Raw genomic sequence first — 13569 nt, forward strand, 5'->3', positions numbered from 1 at the left:
GAGGATGCACCTGCCAGCGATGCCCATCCGGCGCGAGCTGGTCTTCCTCGCCCTCACGGTGCTCCTCGTGCTCGCGGCGGCGGGCGCCTTCTACCTGTCGCGCGCCACCACGCTGACGGTGGCCGTGGCGCCGAGCGACGGCACCGAACCCGCGCTGATCCGGGCCTATGCGGACGCCCTGAAGGTGAGCCGCAAGGAGATCCGCCTGAAGGTCGTCCCCTTCGACGACGTGCGCGACTCCGCCGCCGCCCTGCAGACGGGGAAGGCGGATCTGGCCGTGGTGCGCCCCGACGTCGCCTTGCCGGAGAACGGCCTCACCCTGGCGATCCTGCGCGATCAGGCGATGATCATCGCCTCGCCCGAGCCCTCCGGCATCACGGCCTTCGACGACCTCGACCGCAAGCGCCTCGCCATCCTGGCCCACCGCGACGCCGACCACACCCTGATCAAGGCCCTGGTGGAGCATTACGGCCTCACCCTCCTCGACGGCGCCCCGGACGGCCCGGTGCCCGCCCGCCACGTCGCCCTGGTGCAGCTCGACGAGGCGGACCTGGCCCAGGCCTTCGCGAAGAAACGGATCGACGCCGTCGTCTCGGTCATCGCCCCGGCGGCACCGACGGCCCTGCGCATCGTCGGAATCGTCCAGGCCGCGAGCCGCACCCGCAAGGTCGCCTTCGTCGATGTCGCCGACGGCACCGCCATCATTGAGCGCATGCCCCGGCTCCAGGCGGTGACGATCCCGGCGGGGCTGTTCGGCGGCGCCCCGAAGGTGCCCGCCGACGATGTCCGCACCATCGGGGCGTCCTACCGGCTCATGGCCCGGGCCGGCCTGTCGCGCACTGTGGCGGCGGACGTGACCCAGCACCTGTTCGAGTTGCGCAGCGGCCTGTCCAACGCCACGGCGGCGGCCGATTACATGCTGGCGCCGAGCTACGAGACCACGGCCGCCGCCACCAGCGCCCGCCTGCCGATCCATCCCGGCGCCATCGATTTCTTCGAGCGCGAGCAGCAGGGCTTCATCGAGCGCTACGAGACCTGGATCTACCTCGTCGCCTTCCTGGGCGGCGGCTTCGGCTCGGCCCTGGCCTGGATCCGCCAGCGCCTGTCGCGGGTGCGCCGCGAGCGGGTCGAGGAGGCCACCGACCGGCTCCTCGCCATCCGGGCCGAGGCGCGGGAGACCACCGACCGCGCCGGCCTCGATGCCCTCGCGGCCGAGATCGACGATCTCGCCGGGGAAATCGCCCGGCACGCCCTCGAGCGCCCGACGGAGGCCCGCACCATGAGCGCCGCCGCCATCGCCATCGACGCCGCCCGCTCGACGGTGCGGCGCACGACCCTCAGGGGCGACGGCCGGTCCGGACGACCGGGCGCATCGGAGCCGCCCGCCACTGCCCTGTCCGCCCCCGAAATCGCCTGATCGCGGCGGCGATCCGGCATCCCTCGCCGCGCGCCGCCGGCTTGGATTGCCTCACAGAACTCGCGTTCATCGTCGGTTCGCACTCCGAGCACGACGGCGCAACGGGCGTTTTGTGAGAGATACTGAAGGCGCTCCGAATACTTGGGCTTTCACGAGAAAGATCACGGTCCGGTCTCAGAAATCGCGCGGGATTCCATCTGGCACCATCGTGAGCGCGCGCCACCCACCCAGTCTGGAACGGGTCTCGACTGAGCCGGTTGTGCGCAGAGACCATCCGGAGACCTTCGCATGCCCGACAGCCCCGTTCGTTACAGCGCCGATGTCGAGGACGTGAAACCCGATGAGGGGCAGACGATCGAGGGGCTGTGCCGGACCTTCGATACGATTCTGGAGCGGACCGCCCAGGATTACGGGCACGCCGTGCGGTCCGTGCACGCCAAAGCGCACGGCATCTTGGAGGGGACGATGACCATCGCGGCCGGGTTGCCCCCGGAACTGGCGCAGGGCCTGTTCGCGGTGCCGGGCGAGCACCGGGTCTACCTGCGCCTGTCCACGAATGCCGGCGATCTCCTGCCCGACGCCGTCTCGCTGCCGCGCGGCCTCGCCCTCAAGGTGCTGGATGCCCCCGGCGCGCGTCTGGAAGGGGCCGAGGGGACGAGCCAGGACTTCATCATGGTCAACGCCCCGAGCTTCCAGGCCAAGACCGCCGAGGCGTTCCATGGCAGCCTCAAGCTGCTGGCCAAGACGACGGACCGGGCGGAATCCCTGAAGGTCGCGGCCTCGACGGTGCTGCGCGGCGTCAACAAGGCGCTGCAGGCGGTGGGCGTGGAGAGCACGACCCTCGGGTCGCTGGGCGGTGCGCCGAACGTCGATCCCCTGGGCGAGACCTATTACAGCGTTACGCCGTTCCGGTACGGCGACCACATCGCCAAGTTCTCCCTCGCCCCCGTGGCCCCGGCGCTCCGGGCCCTGACCGGCCGGGAGATCGATGCCTCCGGCCGCCCCGACGCGATCCGCGAGACCGTCCGATCCGAGATGCGGGATATCGAGGCCGTGTGGGCGTTCCGCGTTCAGCTCTGCCGCGACTTGGAACGCCAGCCCGTCGAGGACCCGACCGTGGTTTGGAACGAGGAAGAGGCGCCGTTCCACACCGTCGCAACCATCACGGTCCGCCCGCAGGACAGCTGGGACGCGGGCCGTGTCGCGGCGGTCGACGAAGGCATGCGCTTCGGCGTCTGGACCGGACTCGCCGCGCATCGGCCGCTGGGCAACATCAACCGCGCGCGCAACGCGCCCTACCGGCACTCGGCCGATTTCCGCCAGCGTTTCAACGGATGCCCCATCCACGAACCGACCGGACAAGGGCCGATCGGACAAGTCCGGGACGGGGTGGTCTGACCCATGGCCAACGCTCAGCCAGCCGGAGCCGGCTTGCCGCCCCGCGTAAAGGTCGTCGCGTTCGACATCATCGGCACGGTGTTCAGCATGGCGCCGATGCGGACCGCGCTGACGGGACTCGGGCTTCCCGCCCTCGCCCTCGACTTCCTCTACACCGCCGCCTTGCGGGATACGTTCGCCTTGGGTGTGACGGGGGCCTTCGCACCCTTCCGGTCCGTCATGGCCGGCTGCCTCGACGAACTGCTCGCCATGCAGGGCGTGACGGCGTCGGTGGAGCAGAAGAAGGCGGTGCTCGGCCTGATGAAGACCCTGCCGCCGCACGACGACGCACGGGCGGCGTTCGAAGTGCTCGCCGGGGCCGGCCTGCGTATCGTCGCCCTCAGCAACGGGGCCGCCGAGACCACCCAGGGGCTCCTCGATGCGGCGGGCCTGGCCGGGCTCGTCGAACGGGTCCTGTCCGTCGAGGCGGTCGGTCTCGCGAAGCCCCGCCCGGAAGTATACCGCTATGCCGTCCGGGAGGCCGGTGTCGCCCCGGGTGAGATGGCCCTGGTGGCGACCCATCCCTGGGACATCCACGGTGCGAAGGCCGTCGGGCTCGTCGGCGGATACGTCGCGCGTGGGCGTCCGTTCTCGCCGGTGCTGCGGGCGCCGGACGTGACCGGCGAGACGCTGCTGGACGTCGCCCGACAGCTCGCCGCGCCGTAGACCGGCGCGGACGTTGCGGCGCTCAGGCCGCGGCGTCGTGGGAAGCCCGCCGTGGGGGCCGGCTTCCCGTCATGAGGCGATCAGGCGCCGCCCCACTGCATGGTCAGTCCGCCATCGACCACGAGGGTGTGACCCGTGACGTAGTCGGAGTCGTGGGACGCCAGATAGAGGACAGCCTTTGCGATCTCGTCGGGTTGGCCGGCGCGGTGCCACGGAATCCGCTCCAGGGATGCCTCCAGCTTCTTCGGATCCTCGAACCGGTCGCTCGTCATCGGGGTCTCGATCAGGCCGGGCGCGACGTTGTTGACGTTGATCTTGTCCTCGGCGAGCTCCCGCGACAGGCTGCGGCAGAAGGAGCCGATGCCGGCCTTCGACATGCCGTAGGGCGCGCTCCCCGGCGTCGGCAGGTGCTGGGCCACGGACGAGACGGTCACGATCTTGCCCCGTCCGCCCTGGGCGCGGCGCACCGCGATAAAAGCCTTGGCGCAGAAGACCGGCCCCATCAGGTTGACCCGCAGGATCTGCTCCAGCTTCGCTTCCTCCATCTCCGCCACGGGCATGCCGCTCATGGCCTGACCGGCATTGTTGACGAGGATGTCGAGGACACCAAGTTCGCGTGCCACCTGCGCGAAGGTCGCCTCGACGGAGGCCGCGTTGCCGACATCGTCCTGAATGACGAGGCAGCGCCGCCCCTGCGCCTCTACGCAACGGGCGGTCTCCCGCGCGCCCTCCGCATCCGTGTTGTACGTGATGGCGACGTCCGCGCCTTCGCGGGCGAACAACTCCGCCGTCGCTTGGCCGATGCCCGAATCGGCCCCGGTGATGAGGGCACGCTTGCCTTGCAGCTTCATGATGATCCCGTGTTTCGCTGATGCGGGATCAATCGGCGCTTCCGAATGTCGGTTCCTGCGACGGAGAGTCAGGCGCCATCCTCCGGACTCGCGAAGCCGTCGAGGAACGGCCGCGCTGCCGCCTCCGCCGCGTCCTCGACGGCCCGGTAGCGCGCGACCACATGGGCCCCGAGGTCGGAGAGATGCGCGCCGCCGCCCGCCCTGCCGCCCGCCTGTGTCGCGACGACGGGCCGCCCGAAGCCGTGGTTCATGGCCTCCACTAGCACCCACGCCCGTCGATACGACATGCCCAGCGCCCGGCCCGCCGCCGAGATCGACCCGTGCTCCGCGATCGCCTCGAGGAGCCGGACCTTGCCGGGCCCGATGCGGTGACCGTCTCCGAGATCGATGCGGATGCTCAGGCGCGCCATCGGGGTCTTTCTTTTTCCAAAAGCGTCGTCTTCCAAGAGCATCGTCGTCCGATCGGCTCCGACACGAAGCCCTTCGGAAGAAAGCCCCTCGCCTTCGTTATGTCCGTCTGTATATATCGGGGGGCGGCCACGCATGATATTCCCGGTGGCCCGTAGCCCGAACGTCTGTGCCTTCCCGAGGACCGAGCCCGCATGCGCGCCACCCTCCGTGCCCTCGTCTTCGCCGGCCTGATCGTGGCGGCCCCCGCCGCGCGGGCCGCCGAGACTGCCACAATCTTCGCGGCCGCGAGCCTGAAGAACGCCCTCGACGCGGCCGGCAAGGCGTTCACGGCGGAGAACGGCGTCGCACTGAAGACGAGCTACGCCGCGTCGTCGGCCCTGGCCCGGCAGATCGAGCAGGGTGCGCCCGCAGACCTCTTCGCCTCGGCCGACCTCGAATGGATGGACTACCTCGAGAAGAAGTCGCTCGTGCGCCCCGGAACCCGGGTGAATCTGCTCGGCAACCGCATCGTGGTCATCGCGCCGAAGGACGCGACGATCACCGCCGTGCCGTTCACCCCGGCGGGCTTCGACGCGGCGCTGGGCCCCGACGGGCGGCTCGCCACGGGCGAGGTGACCTCCGTACCCATCGGCAAGTACGCCAAGGCGGCCTTCGAGACGCTCGGCCTCTGGAGCGCCCTGCAGCCGCGTCTGGCCCAGGCCGACAACGTGCGCGCCGCCCTCCTGCTCGTCTCGCGCGGCGAGGCTCCGTTGGGCGTCGTCTACGAAAGCGATGCGAGGTCCGATCCCGGCGTGAAGGTGGTGGGTGTGTTTCCGGCGGACTCGCACCCGCCGGTCGTGTATCCGTTCGCCGTCACCGCCGAGGCAAAGGGGGACGGCGCGGCCCGCTTCCTCACCTTCCTCCGAAGTGCGGCGGCCCGGCCCTATTTCGAGGCCCAGGGCTTCCAGATCCTCGGCCCCACTCCACCCCGCCAATGAGACCATCGATGAAGATCAGCGCGCGCAACACCCTCAAGGGCAAGGTCGTTTCCGTCGAGAAGGGCGCCACCACCGCCCACGTGAAGATCGAGGTCGCCGACGGCACCGTGATCACATCCTCGATCACCAACGAGGCCGTGGACTCCCTGGGCCTCGTGGTCGGAGGCCAGGCTTACGCCGTGGTCAAGGCGTCGGATGTGATGATCGCCGTCGACTGAGCGCGCATCCGGGTCGCGGCCCCTACTCGAAGTCGCCCGGCTGCGGCGGGGCGACGGGGGTGAACAGGCTGCGATCCGGCTTGAGGTCGAGGAGCGGCGTGCCATCGAGGCAGTCGAGACCGCGCACGGTCAGCACCGGCCCCTCGACGGAAACCAACTGTGCGATGGATGTCCCGATGGGATTGGGGCGCACCGGCGAGCGCAGGGAGAAAGTACCGCGCGCGACCCCGTCGCTCTCCGGGCACTGGTGGACGAGGTCCCGCCGCGAGGCGTCGAGCCAGTACAGCACCTCGATCCGCGCGTAGGCCGACAGCCCGTCGAGGGCGGCGACCCAGGGCTCGAACACCTCGATCCGACACAGGGGGCCGTCGGCCCGCCCCTGACGCGGGCAGGCGAGGCGGTCGGTCCAGGGCGTGGAGATCCGCCCGATATAGACGAGGCCCGCATCGGTGGCGGCGGGCGGGGCCACGGCGATTTCGTTGGGGCGGATCTCGTTCAGGCGCACCATCGGCAAGGCCTCTCGCAATCAGGATAGGATCGGGGCGCAGACGGAGCGGCCGTATCCGGGCAGCGGCACCACCGCGACGGCGACGCCGTAGAGGCGCTCCAGGCTCGCGGGCGTGATCGTCTCGGCCGGGCCCCCGAGGGCGGCGAGGCGCCCTTCGTGCAGGAGCGCGACGCGGTCGGCGCAGAGGAAGGCGTGGTCGGGGTCGTGGGTCGACAGGATCACGGAGATCCCGCCGCGTGCGAGCTGCCGGACCTGATCGAGGACGCGGGTCTGATTGCCGAAATCGAGGCTCGCGGTGGGCTCGTCCATGACGAGGAGGCGGGGCTCCCCGGCGAGCGCCCGGGCGATGAGTACCATCTGGCGCTCGCCGCCGCTGATATCCGTGTAGATGCGGTCGGCAAGATGCGTGACGCCCAGCGTCGCCAGCGCCCGTTCGGCGTGCTCGCGGTCGACCCGGCCCGGGCCGGCGAAGGCGCCGAGCCGGCTGGCGCGCCCCATGAGGACGACGTCGCGGACCGAGAACGGGAACAGCGCGCCGTGCGCCTGGGGCACGTAGCCGAGGCTGCGGGCGAGCCGGGCCCGCGACCAGCCCGCCACGTCGGCGCCGTCGAGCAGGATTCGCCCGGCCTGCTTCGGCAGCAGCCCCAGGAGGGTCTTGAACAGGGTGGTCTTGCCGCCGCCGTTTGGGCCGAGCAGGCACAACACCTCGCCGGCCGCGAGGGTGAAGGTCACGCCGGACCCGATCCTCCGGGCTCCGTAGCCGAACGCGAGATTCTCGACGCCGAACATCGTCAGGCCCAGCCCCGCCGGCCGCTGGCGAGGAGCCAGAGGAAGAACGGCGCACCGATGAGCGCCGTGAGGATTCCGAGGGGCACTTCCACGGAGGCGAGGGTGCGGGCGGCGATGTCGACGGCGAGCAGATACCCGGCGCCGAGCATCAGGGAGGCCGGCAGCAGGCGCCGGAAATCCGGCCCCACCAGGAGACGGGCGACGTGGGGCACGAGGAGCCCGATCCAGCCGATGACCCCCGTCATTGAGACCGCCGCCGCCGTCACCAGGGTCGCGGCCATGATGAGGAGCGGGCGCAGGGCCCGGGTCTCGACGCCCAGCGCCCGGGCCTCCTCCTCGCCGAGACTCATCAGGTTCATGCGCCAGCGCAGGAGCACCAGGGGCACGAGGCCGAGGACGATGGCCGGCAGGATGGCGCCGACATCGCCGAGCGTCACCGACGCGAGGCTGCCGAGCAGCCAGTAGGTGATGGCCGGCAGCTGGTTGTAGGGGTCGGCCAGGACCTTGATGAGGGATATCGCCGCCCCCAGCACCGCCCCGATGGCGACGCCGGCGAGCACCAGGGTCAGCACCGGATCGTGCCGGCGCACCGCGGCGCCGACGGCATAGACGCAGGCCACGGCGCCGAGGCCGCCCGCGAAGGCGAGACCCTGGATCGCCGCCACGGGGAGCGACAGGAAGATGCCGAGCACCGCCCCGAGGCTGGCGCCGGCCGAGACCCCGAGGATGTCGGGCGACACCAGGGGATTGCGGAACAGACCCTGGTAGGTCGCCCCGGCCGCCGCGAGGGACGATCCGACCACGAGGGCGGCGACGACACGCGGCAGGCGCACCCGCAGCACCACCGTCTCGACGGTCGCGTCGGCGCCGGACGGCCAGCCGAACAGCTTGGCGGCGAGCACGGCGAACACGTCGCCCGGCGGAACGGCGTAGCGGCCGAGCCCGAGCGCCACGATGGCGAGGGCGGATAGGGCGAGGACCGGCAGTGCCCATCCGGCGAGGACGAGGGCCCGCCGTCGTCGCGTCCCCCGCAGGGCCATGGCCTCCGCCGTCACGGCGCCGCGGCGCCGTCGAGGAGGGCATCGACCTGCGCGGGCGTGAGGTCGACATGATAGAACCGCCGGTAGAAGTCGCGCGTGACCTCGGTCAGGGGCTCCGGGAACAGGTCGGGATAGAGCGCGCCCGCGAGCCAGCGCACGCCGATGAGGCGATTGGCCCCGGGCGGCGCGTCGAACCAGCCGAAGGGCAGGGTCGGCGCCTGAAGGACGCGGCCGTCGCGTACGGCCTTCACCCCGGACCAGAGCGGATCGGTGGCGATGGCCTTTCGGAAGGCCGGGTCCTGAGTCACGATCACGTCCGGGTTCCAGGCCAGGACCTGCTCCGGCGAGACGGTGGCGAGGCCGGTCTGTCCCGTCGCCACGGCGACGTTGCGGGCGCCGACGACGTCGAGCAGTTCGGCGTTGAGGGCTCCGGCCGGCGCCGTCTCGAGGCCCCTGGGACCGCGCGCGTAGTAGACGCGGGGGCGCCGGGCTTCGGGAAGCGTGGCGACCGTGTCGGCCACCGCCTTCAGGGTCGCGTCGGCAGAGGCGGCCAGACCTTCGGCCGCGGACGGGTCGCCGATGAGGTCGCCGAGTTGCCGATAGGTCGCGGCGGTCTTCGCGAAGGTGCCGTCGAGGATCACGTAGGGAATGCCGGTCTGCGCCTGCACCCGGTCAGCGAGGGAAGCGTAGGTCGGCCCCGTGCTGCCGACATCGACGATGAGATCGGGCTTCAACGCCAGCACGGCCTCGACGTTGGCGGTGCCGCCGCGCCCGGTGAGGCGCCCGGTGGCGGGCAGATCCCGCGTCTCGGGTGCCAGGAACGGACGCTCCGCCGGGGTCGGCGCGCGCACCCAGCCGACCATCCGGCCCGGCGCGATGCTGTAGAGCATCACCGAGGCCGGCGGGCCGGCGGCGAGGATGCGGGCCACCCGTTCGGGAATCTCGACGACCCGTCCCGCCGCGTCGGTGAACGGGCGCGCCGAGGCGGGGAAAACCGCGAGGCCGCCCATGAGGAGGGCACCCGCGAGAACACGGACCCGCGTCCGCAAGTGTCTGACAACGTTCATCGGTTCAGTCGCTCTTCGCACGCCGGTAGCCGACCGTCCGATCCGCACCCTCCGCCACGGCCTCGGCGACCCGGTCGAGGAGGGCGTCGGGCAGCGAGGCGCTGCAGGCGAGGTAGTAGCATTCCCAGCCGAGGGAGAGGAACGCAAGGCCGAACCGCTCGGCCGCCGCTCGGGCCCCGAGGCCGGCATCGGCGGCCCCGGAGGCGATGACCGCGGCCACCGCCTGATGCGTGAACTCCTCCGTGGCGTAGCCCTGGATGTCCGATGGTTCGATCCCGTGCTCGGCGAGGAGGCGATCGAACCACACCCGCGTCCCCGACCCCCTCTGCCGGTTGATGGTCCGCGCCCGCAGGCGCGCGAGGTCGGCGAACCCCTGGATGCCGAGGGGATTGCCGGCGGCGAGCATCACGCCCTGCTCCCGCTCGAACAGGGGGCGGACGCGGATCCCGGGCGTGTCGCCGAGGTCGGCGAAGGCGGGGCCGGCGAGGGCGAGCCCGCCCGGACCGCAATGGAATCCGGCAGCGTCGGCGCGGCCCTCGGCGAGGCGGGCGACGGCATCCGCGCTGCCGGCGACGACGACGGCGATCCCCGGCCAATCGGCCAGCACAGTCATGAGCAGCAGGTCGTGGCTGGCGACGAGGGTAAGGGTGGGGGCCGCGTCGCCGAGGAGGCCGGCGAGGCGCGCCTGGACCGACCGGCCCTCGCGCGCCAACGGCCCCGCCAGGGCCGCGGCGGCCTCCGCGAGGGCATCGTGCAGCGCCACCCCCGTCTCCGTCAGGGTGCTGCCGTGCCCGCGCGTCTTCTGGACGATCTGGTGGCCGAGCGCGCTTTCGAGGGTGCGCAGGCGCTCCCAGGCGGCGCGATAGGACAAGCCGAGTTCCGTGGCGATGCCCTGGACCGAGCCGGTGCGCGCGATGGCCTCCACGATGGCGAGGGTTTCGGCGACGCCGAGATGCTGCTCGCCGATGCGGATCGTTCCGCCGATGCCGAGCGCGATGCTGAGCGGTTGTCCATCGGCGTCTTGCGTCATGGGAGACCGTCGCGAGTGCTGATCCGATGCCTCCGGTTTCGTGACCCGAGGCGACGGACGGATAGCACGCCGCGGGTGAAGCGGCCGAATGGACGATCGTACGTCCAGAGCCCGTTTCGTCCACCATCGCCCTCGATTCGACGGAGCGGTCGCCACCGGTCCGGACAGGGGATCCTGGATGAATGGTTCTCCATCGGAACGACGATTGCCTTCGGGTGGCTAGGCCGGCCGCGATTGCCGAATGATCCCGAACAAGATTGCCATTGTTGCCTCTAAGTCTCTGTCGAATAAGCGAAAAATGTGGCATGAACACCACTTGGTCCGCCATTCCGCTGCCAGGGAGCCCAGGATTCCCGATGATGATGCGGGATGGACTTGCCCTGTCCACGCATCCTCGCCCATGAGTGAACAACACGTCGCCAGAAGGTGACGGTTACAAATACAATCCTGGGTCGGGAAAGAATCATGCGCTCGCTGCGGTACAGCCTATTTGCTTCAGTCGCGCTGCTGCCGTGCGTTGCTCAGGCACAGAGCACGGTTTCGCTCAGCGAGATCAGCGTTGTTGCAACCACACCGATCGGCGTCGCCGCCGGAAATGGTGCGCCCAGTATTCCGGTACTGCAGGCCCCGGGCGGAACGGCTCTCCAGGTTCCGGATACCACGCGTCTGCGTGGCGGTGCTCTGTCGCTCAACAAGATTCCCAGCACAGTCGAGACGGTCACGGCCGCTGATCTGAATTTCGACCGCGCGACCTTCAACGCCGTCGAGACCCTGGCCCGCCGCGTGCCCGGTCTCAACCTGTCGGATAGCCAGGGCAACAACAACCGCGTCGACATCAACTACCGTGGCTTCCAGGCCTCGCCGGTGACGGGCGTGCCGCAGGGCCTCGCCGTCTACCAGAACGGCGTGCGCATCAACGAAGCCTTCGGCGATACGGTCAACCTCGATCTCATCCCGCAGGTCGCCATCAACCGCATCGACGTCGTCACCGGCAACCCGGTCTTCGGCCTCAACGCGCTGGGCGGCGCGATCAACATCCAGATGAAGAACGGCTTCAACTGGCAGGGCACCGAGATCACCGCGCTCGGCGGTTCGGACGCGCGCATCGCCGGCTCCCTGCAGCACGGCAAGATGATCGGCCCATGGAGCATCTACTTCGCGGGTGATGGCCTCAACGACCGCGGCTGGCGCTTCCAGAGCCCGAGCACCATCGGCCGGGTCTACGGCGACGTCGGCTACCGGACGCTGGATTCGGAGTTCCACCTCATCGGCCAGATGGCGCGGACCTATTTCGGCGCCGCCGCCGCGACACCCACGGACTTCACCCACATCGAGCCGCGGGCGATCTTCACCTATCCGCAGACTACCACCTCCGAAGTCGGCACCATCCAGCTCACCGGCCGCGTCGATCTCTCGCCGACCTGGGACATCTCCGGTGCCGCCTACTTCCGACGCTTCAGCCAGCGCTACATCGACGGCAACGACAGCGATTTCGAGAACTGCAGCACGCGCTCGAGCTTCCGCGGCCGGCTCTGCTACGAGGATGACGGCTTCAGCCCCTCGGCCGGCCAGTCGCAGCTCGCTTTCCGTAACCAGTTCCTGATGGTGGGCCGGGGCGCCCCGAACGGCATCCCGTTCACGGCGGGCGTTCCCTACGGCACCCTCGACGTCACCAAGACCGAGGCCACGGGCTACGGCGGCACGCTCCAGGCGGCCAACCGCGACCGGGTGTTCGGCTTCAACAACAGCTTCGTGGTCGGCGGCTCCATCGACGTCGCGGATTACGGCTACAAGTCGTCGAGCACGCTGGGCGTCATCAACCCCGACCTGTCGGTGACGACGAACCCGCTGACGCCCGCCTACGGCACCGTGCCGGGCCTCGGCACCGACTTCCTGCGCACGTCGGCCGCACTCGGCATCGCGCCGAGCTCGGTGACGGGCTCGAACCTCTACATGGGCCTCTACGCCACCGACACCATCGACATCACCGACGCCCTGTCGCTGACGGCGGGCGCGCGGCTCAACTTCGCCCGCATCTCGAGCCAGGACCAGACGGGCTTCTCCCCCGACGTGACGGGCACGCACTACTTCAACAAGATCAACCCGGTGGCGGGTCTGACCTACCGCTTCGCCCCGGGCCTCAACCTCTACGGCGGCTACTCCGAGTCGAACCGCGCGCCGACGCCCCTCGAACTCGCCTGCGCCAACCCGCTCCGCCCCTGCCTGCTGCCGAACTCCCTCGTGGCCGATCCGCCGCTCAAGCAGGTCGAGGGCCAGACCTACGAGGTCGGCTTCCGCGGCGCGCTGCCGAACTTCTACGATGGCGGCCTGGTCAACTATAAGGTCGGCGCCTTCCGCACCGATCTGACCAACGACATCCTGTCGCTCGCCACCCCGGGCAACGCGGCACGCGGTTACTTCGTCAACGTGCCGGCGACCCGTCGCCAGGGCGTCGAGGTCGGCCTCGAATACGTCGCCGACTGGCTCACCGTCTACGCGAACTACGCCCTGATCGACGCGACCTTCCGCTTCAACGGCACGCTGTCCTCGCCCAACAACCCCCTGTCGGTGGACGGCGCGATCGATGTGGTCCCGGGCAACAAGGTCCCGCTGATCCCCGACCACCAGTTCAAGGTCGGCTTCGACGTCGAGGTGCTGCCGCGCTGGCGCGTCGGCATGGCAATGCAGGCCTTCTCGTCCGCCTACTATCGCGGCGACGAGTCGAACCTGAACCGCAAGCTGCCCGCGTACTACGTGCTCAACCTCAACACGAGCTACCGGGTGAACCGGAACCTCGAGCTGTTCGGCTACGTCACCAACCTGACCAACAACCGCTACACGACGTTCGGCACCTTCTTTGAGCCGGGCCTCGTGGCCAACCGCTACCCCGTCAATGACGTGCGCACGACGACGCTCGCTCAGCCGCTCTCGGTCTACGGCGGCATCCGCTACACCTTCGGCGAGGCGCCCGCGCCGATGCCGGAGCCCATCGTGCGCAAGTACTGAGCCGTCATCAGTCACCCACGCCCGGTCATCACCAAGCATCGGTGACGACCGGGTCTCCGCCCGAAGGGCCGGCCTCGAACAGGGGCCGGCCCTTTTCGCATTCATGGGCTCTCGACGCGAGTTGCGAGTTTTTCCTGTCCGTTATGCCTGTT

The 13569-nt window shown here is 70.1% G+C and carries 13 protein-coding genes; 6 read left to right on the forward strand and 7 right to left on the reverse strand.

Annotated features, from left to right (window positions below; translation table 11 throughout):
- Positions 1-19: 19 nt before the first annotated feature.
- From ASF22_RS13340 to ASF22_RS13350, 3 genes are all read left to right on the forward strand, one after another.
- On the forward strand, positions 20-1417 hold the full coding sequence (locus ASF22_RS13340) for a TAXI family TRAP transporter solute-binding subunit (protein WP_156647696.1): 1398 nt from the start codon (positions 20-22) through the stop codon (positions 1415-1417).
- A 288-nt stretch (positions 1418-1705) separates the two neighbouring features.
- A complete protein-coding gene (locus ASF22_RS13345) occupies positions 1706-2815 on the forward strand; it encodes a catalase family protein (protein WP_056265048.1) in 1110 nt (369 codons plus the stop codon).
- Between the two features lie 33 nt (positions 2816-2848).
- Positions 2849-3520 (forward strand): haloacid dehalogenase type II, encoded by a 672-nt coding sequence (locus tag ASF22_RS13350; RefSeq protein WP_056265244.1) that lies wholly within the window; start codon positions 2849-2851, stop codon positions 3518-3520.
- Positions 3521-3600: 80 nt separating this feature from the next.
- Here the strand turns inward: ASF22_RS13350 and ASF22_RS13355 are convergent, their stop codons facing one another.
- Positions 3601-4371: a glucose 1-dehydrogenase gene (locus tag ASF22_RS13355; RefSeq protein ID WP_056166014.1), complete on the reverse strand. Its 771-nt coding sequence runs from the start codon at positions 4369-4371 to the stop codon at positions 3601-3603.
- Between the two features lie 68 nt (positions 4372-4439).
- Entirely contained in the window at positions 4440-4781 is a 342-nt protein-coding gene (locus tag ASF22_RS13360; RefSeq protein WP_056265050.1) for a LysR family transcriptional regulator, read from the reverse strand.
- A gap of 192 nt (positions 4782-4973) precedes the next feature.
- Between ASF22_RS13360 and modA the strand changes: the two genes are divergently transcribed.
- Complete coding sequence (gene modA, locus ASF22_RS13365) at positions 4974-5759, forward strand: molybdate ABC transporter substrate-binding protein (protein ID WP_056265053.1); 786 nt, start codon at positions 4974-4976, stop codon at positions 5757-5759.
- An 8-nt stretch (positions 5760-5767) separates the two neighbouring features.
- A complete protein-coding gene (locus ASF22_RS13370) occupies positions 5768-5977 on the forward strand; it encodes a molybdopterin-binding protein (protein WP_056265055.1) in 210 nt (69 codons plus the stop codon).
- Positions 5978-5999: 22 nt separating this feature from the next.
- Here the strand turns inward: ASF22_RS13370 and tsaA are convergent, their stop codons facing one another.
- The 5 genes from tsaA to ASF22_RS13395 all read right to left on the reverse strand — a co-directional run bounded on the left by tsaA (position 6000) and on the right by ASF22_RS13395 (position 10411).
- Positions 6000-6485 carry a tRNA (N6-threonylcarbamoyladenosine(37)-N6)-methyltransferase TrmO gene (gene tsaA, locus ASF22_RS13375; RefSeq protein ID WP_056265058.1) on the reverse strand — a complete coding sequence of 162 codons (486 nt, stop codon included), beginning with the start codon at positions 6483-6485 and terminating at the stop codon, positions 6000-6002.
- A gap of 18 nt (positions 6486-6503) precedes the next feature.
- On the reverse strand, positions 6504-7274 hold the full coding sequence (locus ASF22_RS13380) for an ABC transporter ATP-binding protein (RefSeq protein ID WP_056265059.1): 771 nt from the start codon (positions 7272-7274) through the stop codon (positions 6504-6506).
- 2 nt (positions 7275-7276) lie between these two features.
- Positions 7277-8314, reverse strand: coding sequence for an iron ABC transporter permease (locus tag ASF22_RS13385; protein ID WP_082483706.1), 1038 nt, complete (start codon positions 8312-8314; stop codon positions 7277-7279).
- Positions 8315-8325: 11 nt separating this feature from the next.
- The gene (locus tag ASF22_RS13390) at positions 8326-9324 is read right to left on the reverse strand and encodes an iron ABC transporter substrate-binding protein (RefSeq protein ID WP_156647719.1); all 999 of its coding nucleotides are present in this window, start codon (positions 9322-9324) and stop codon (positions 8326-8328) included.
- Between the two features lie 61 nt (positions 9325-9385).
- Positions 9386-10411: a helix-turn-helix transcriptional regulator gene (locus ASF22_RS13395; RefSeq protein ID WP_056265066.1), complete on the reverse strand. Its 1026-nt coding sequence runs from the start codon at positions 10409-10411 to the stop codon at positions 9386-9388.
- Between the two features lie 465 nt (positions 10412-10876).
- On the opposite strand from ASF22_RS13395, the gene ASF22_RS13400 reads away from it, so the two are divergent.
- Positions 10877-13417: a TonB-dependent receptor gene (locus ASF22_RS13400; protein ID WP_056265069.1), complete on the forward strand. Its 2541-nt coding sequence runs from the start codon at positions 10877-10879 to the stop codon at positions 13415-13417.
- Positions 13418-13569: the final 152 nt, after the last annotated feature.

Source organism: Methylobacterium sp. Leaf87 (genome assembly GCF_001422775.1).
GTDB lineage: Bacteria > Pseudomonadota > Alphaproteobacteria > Rhizobiales > Beijerinckiaceae > Methylobacterium.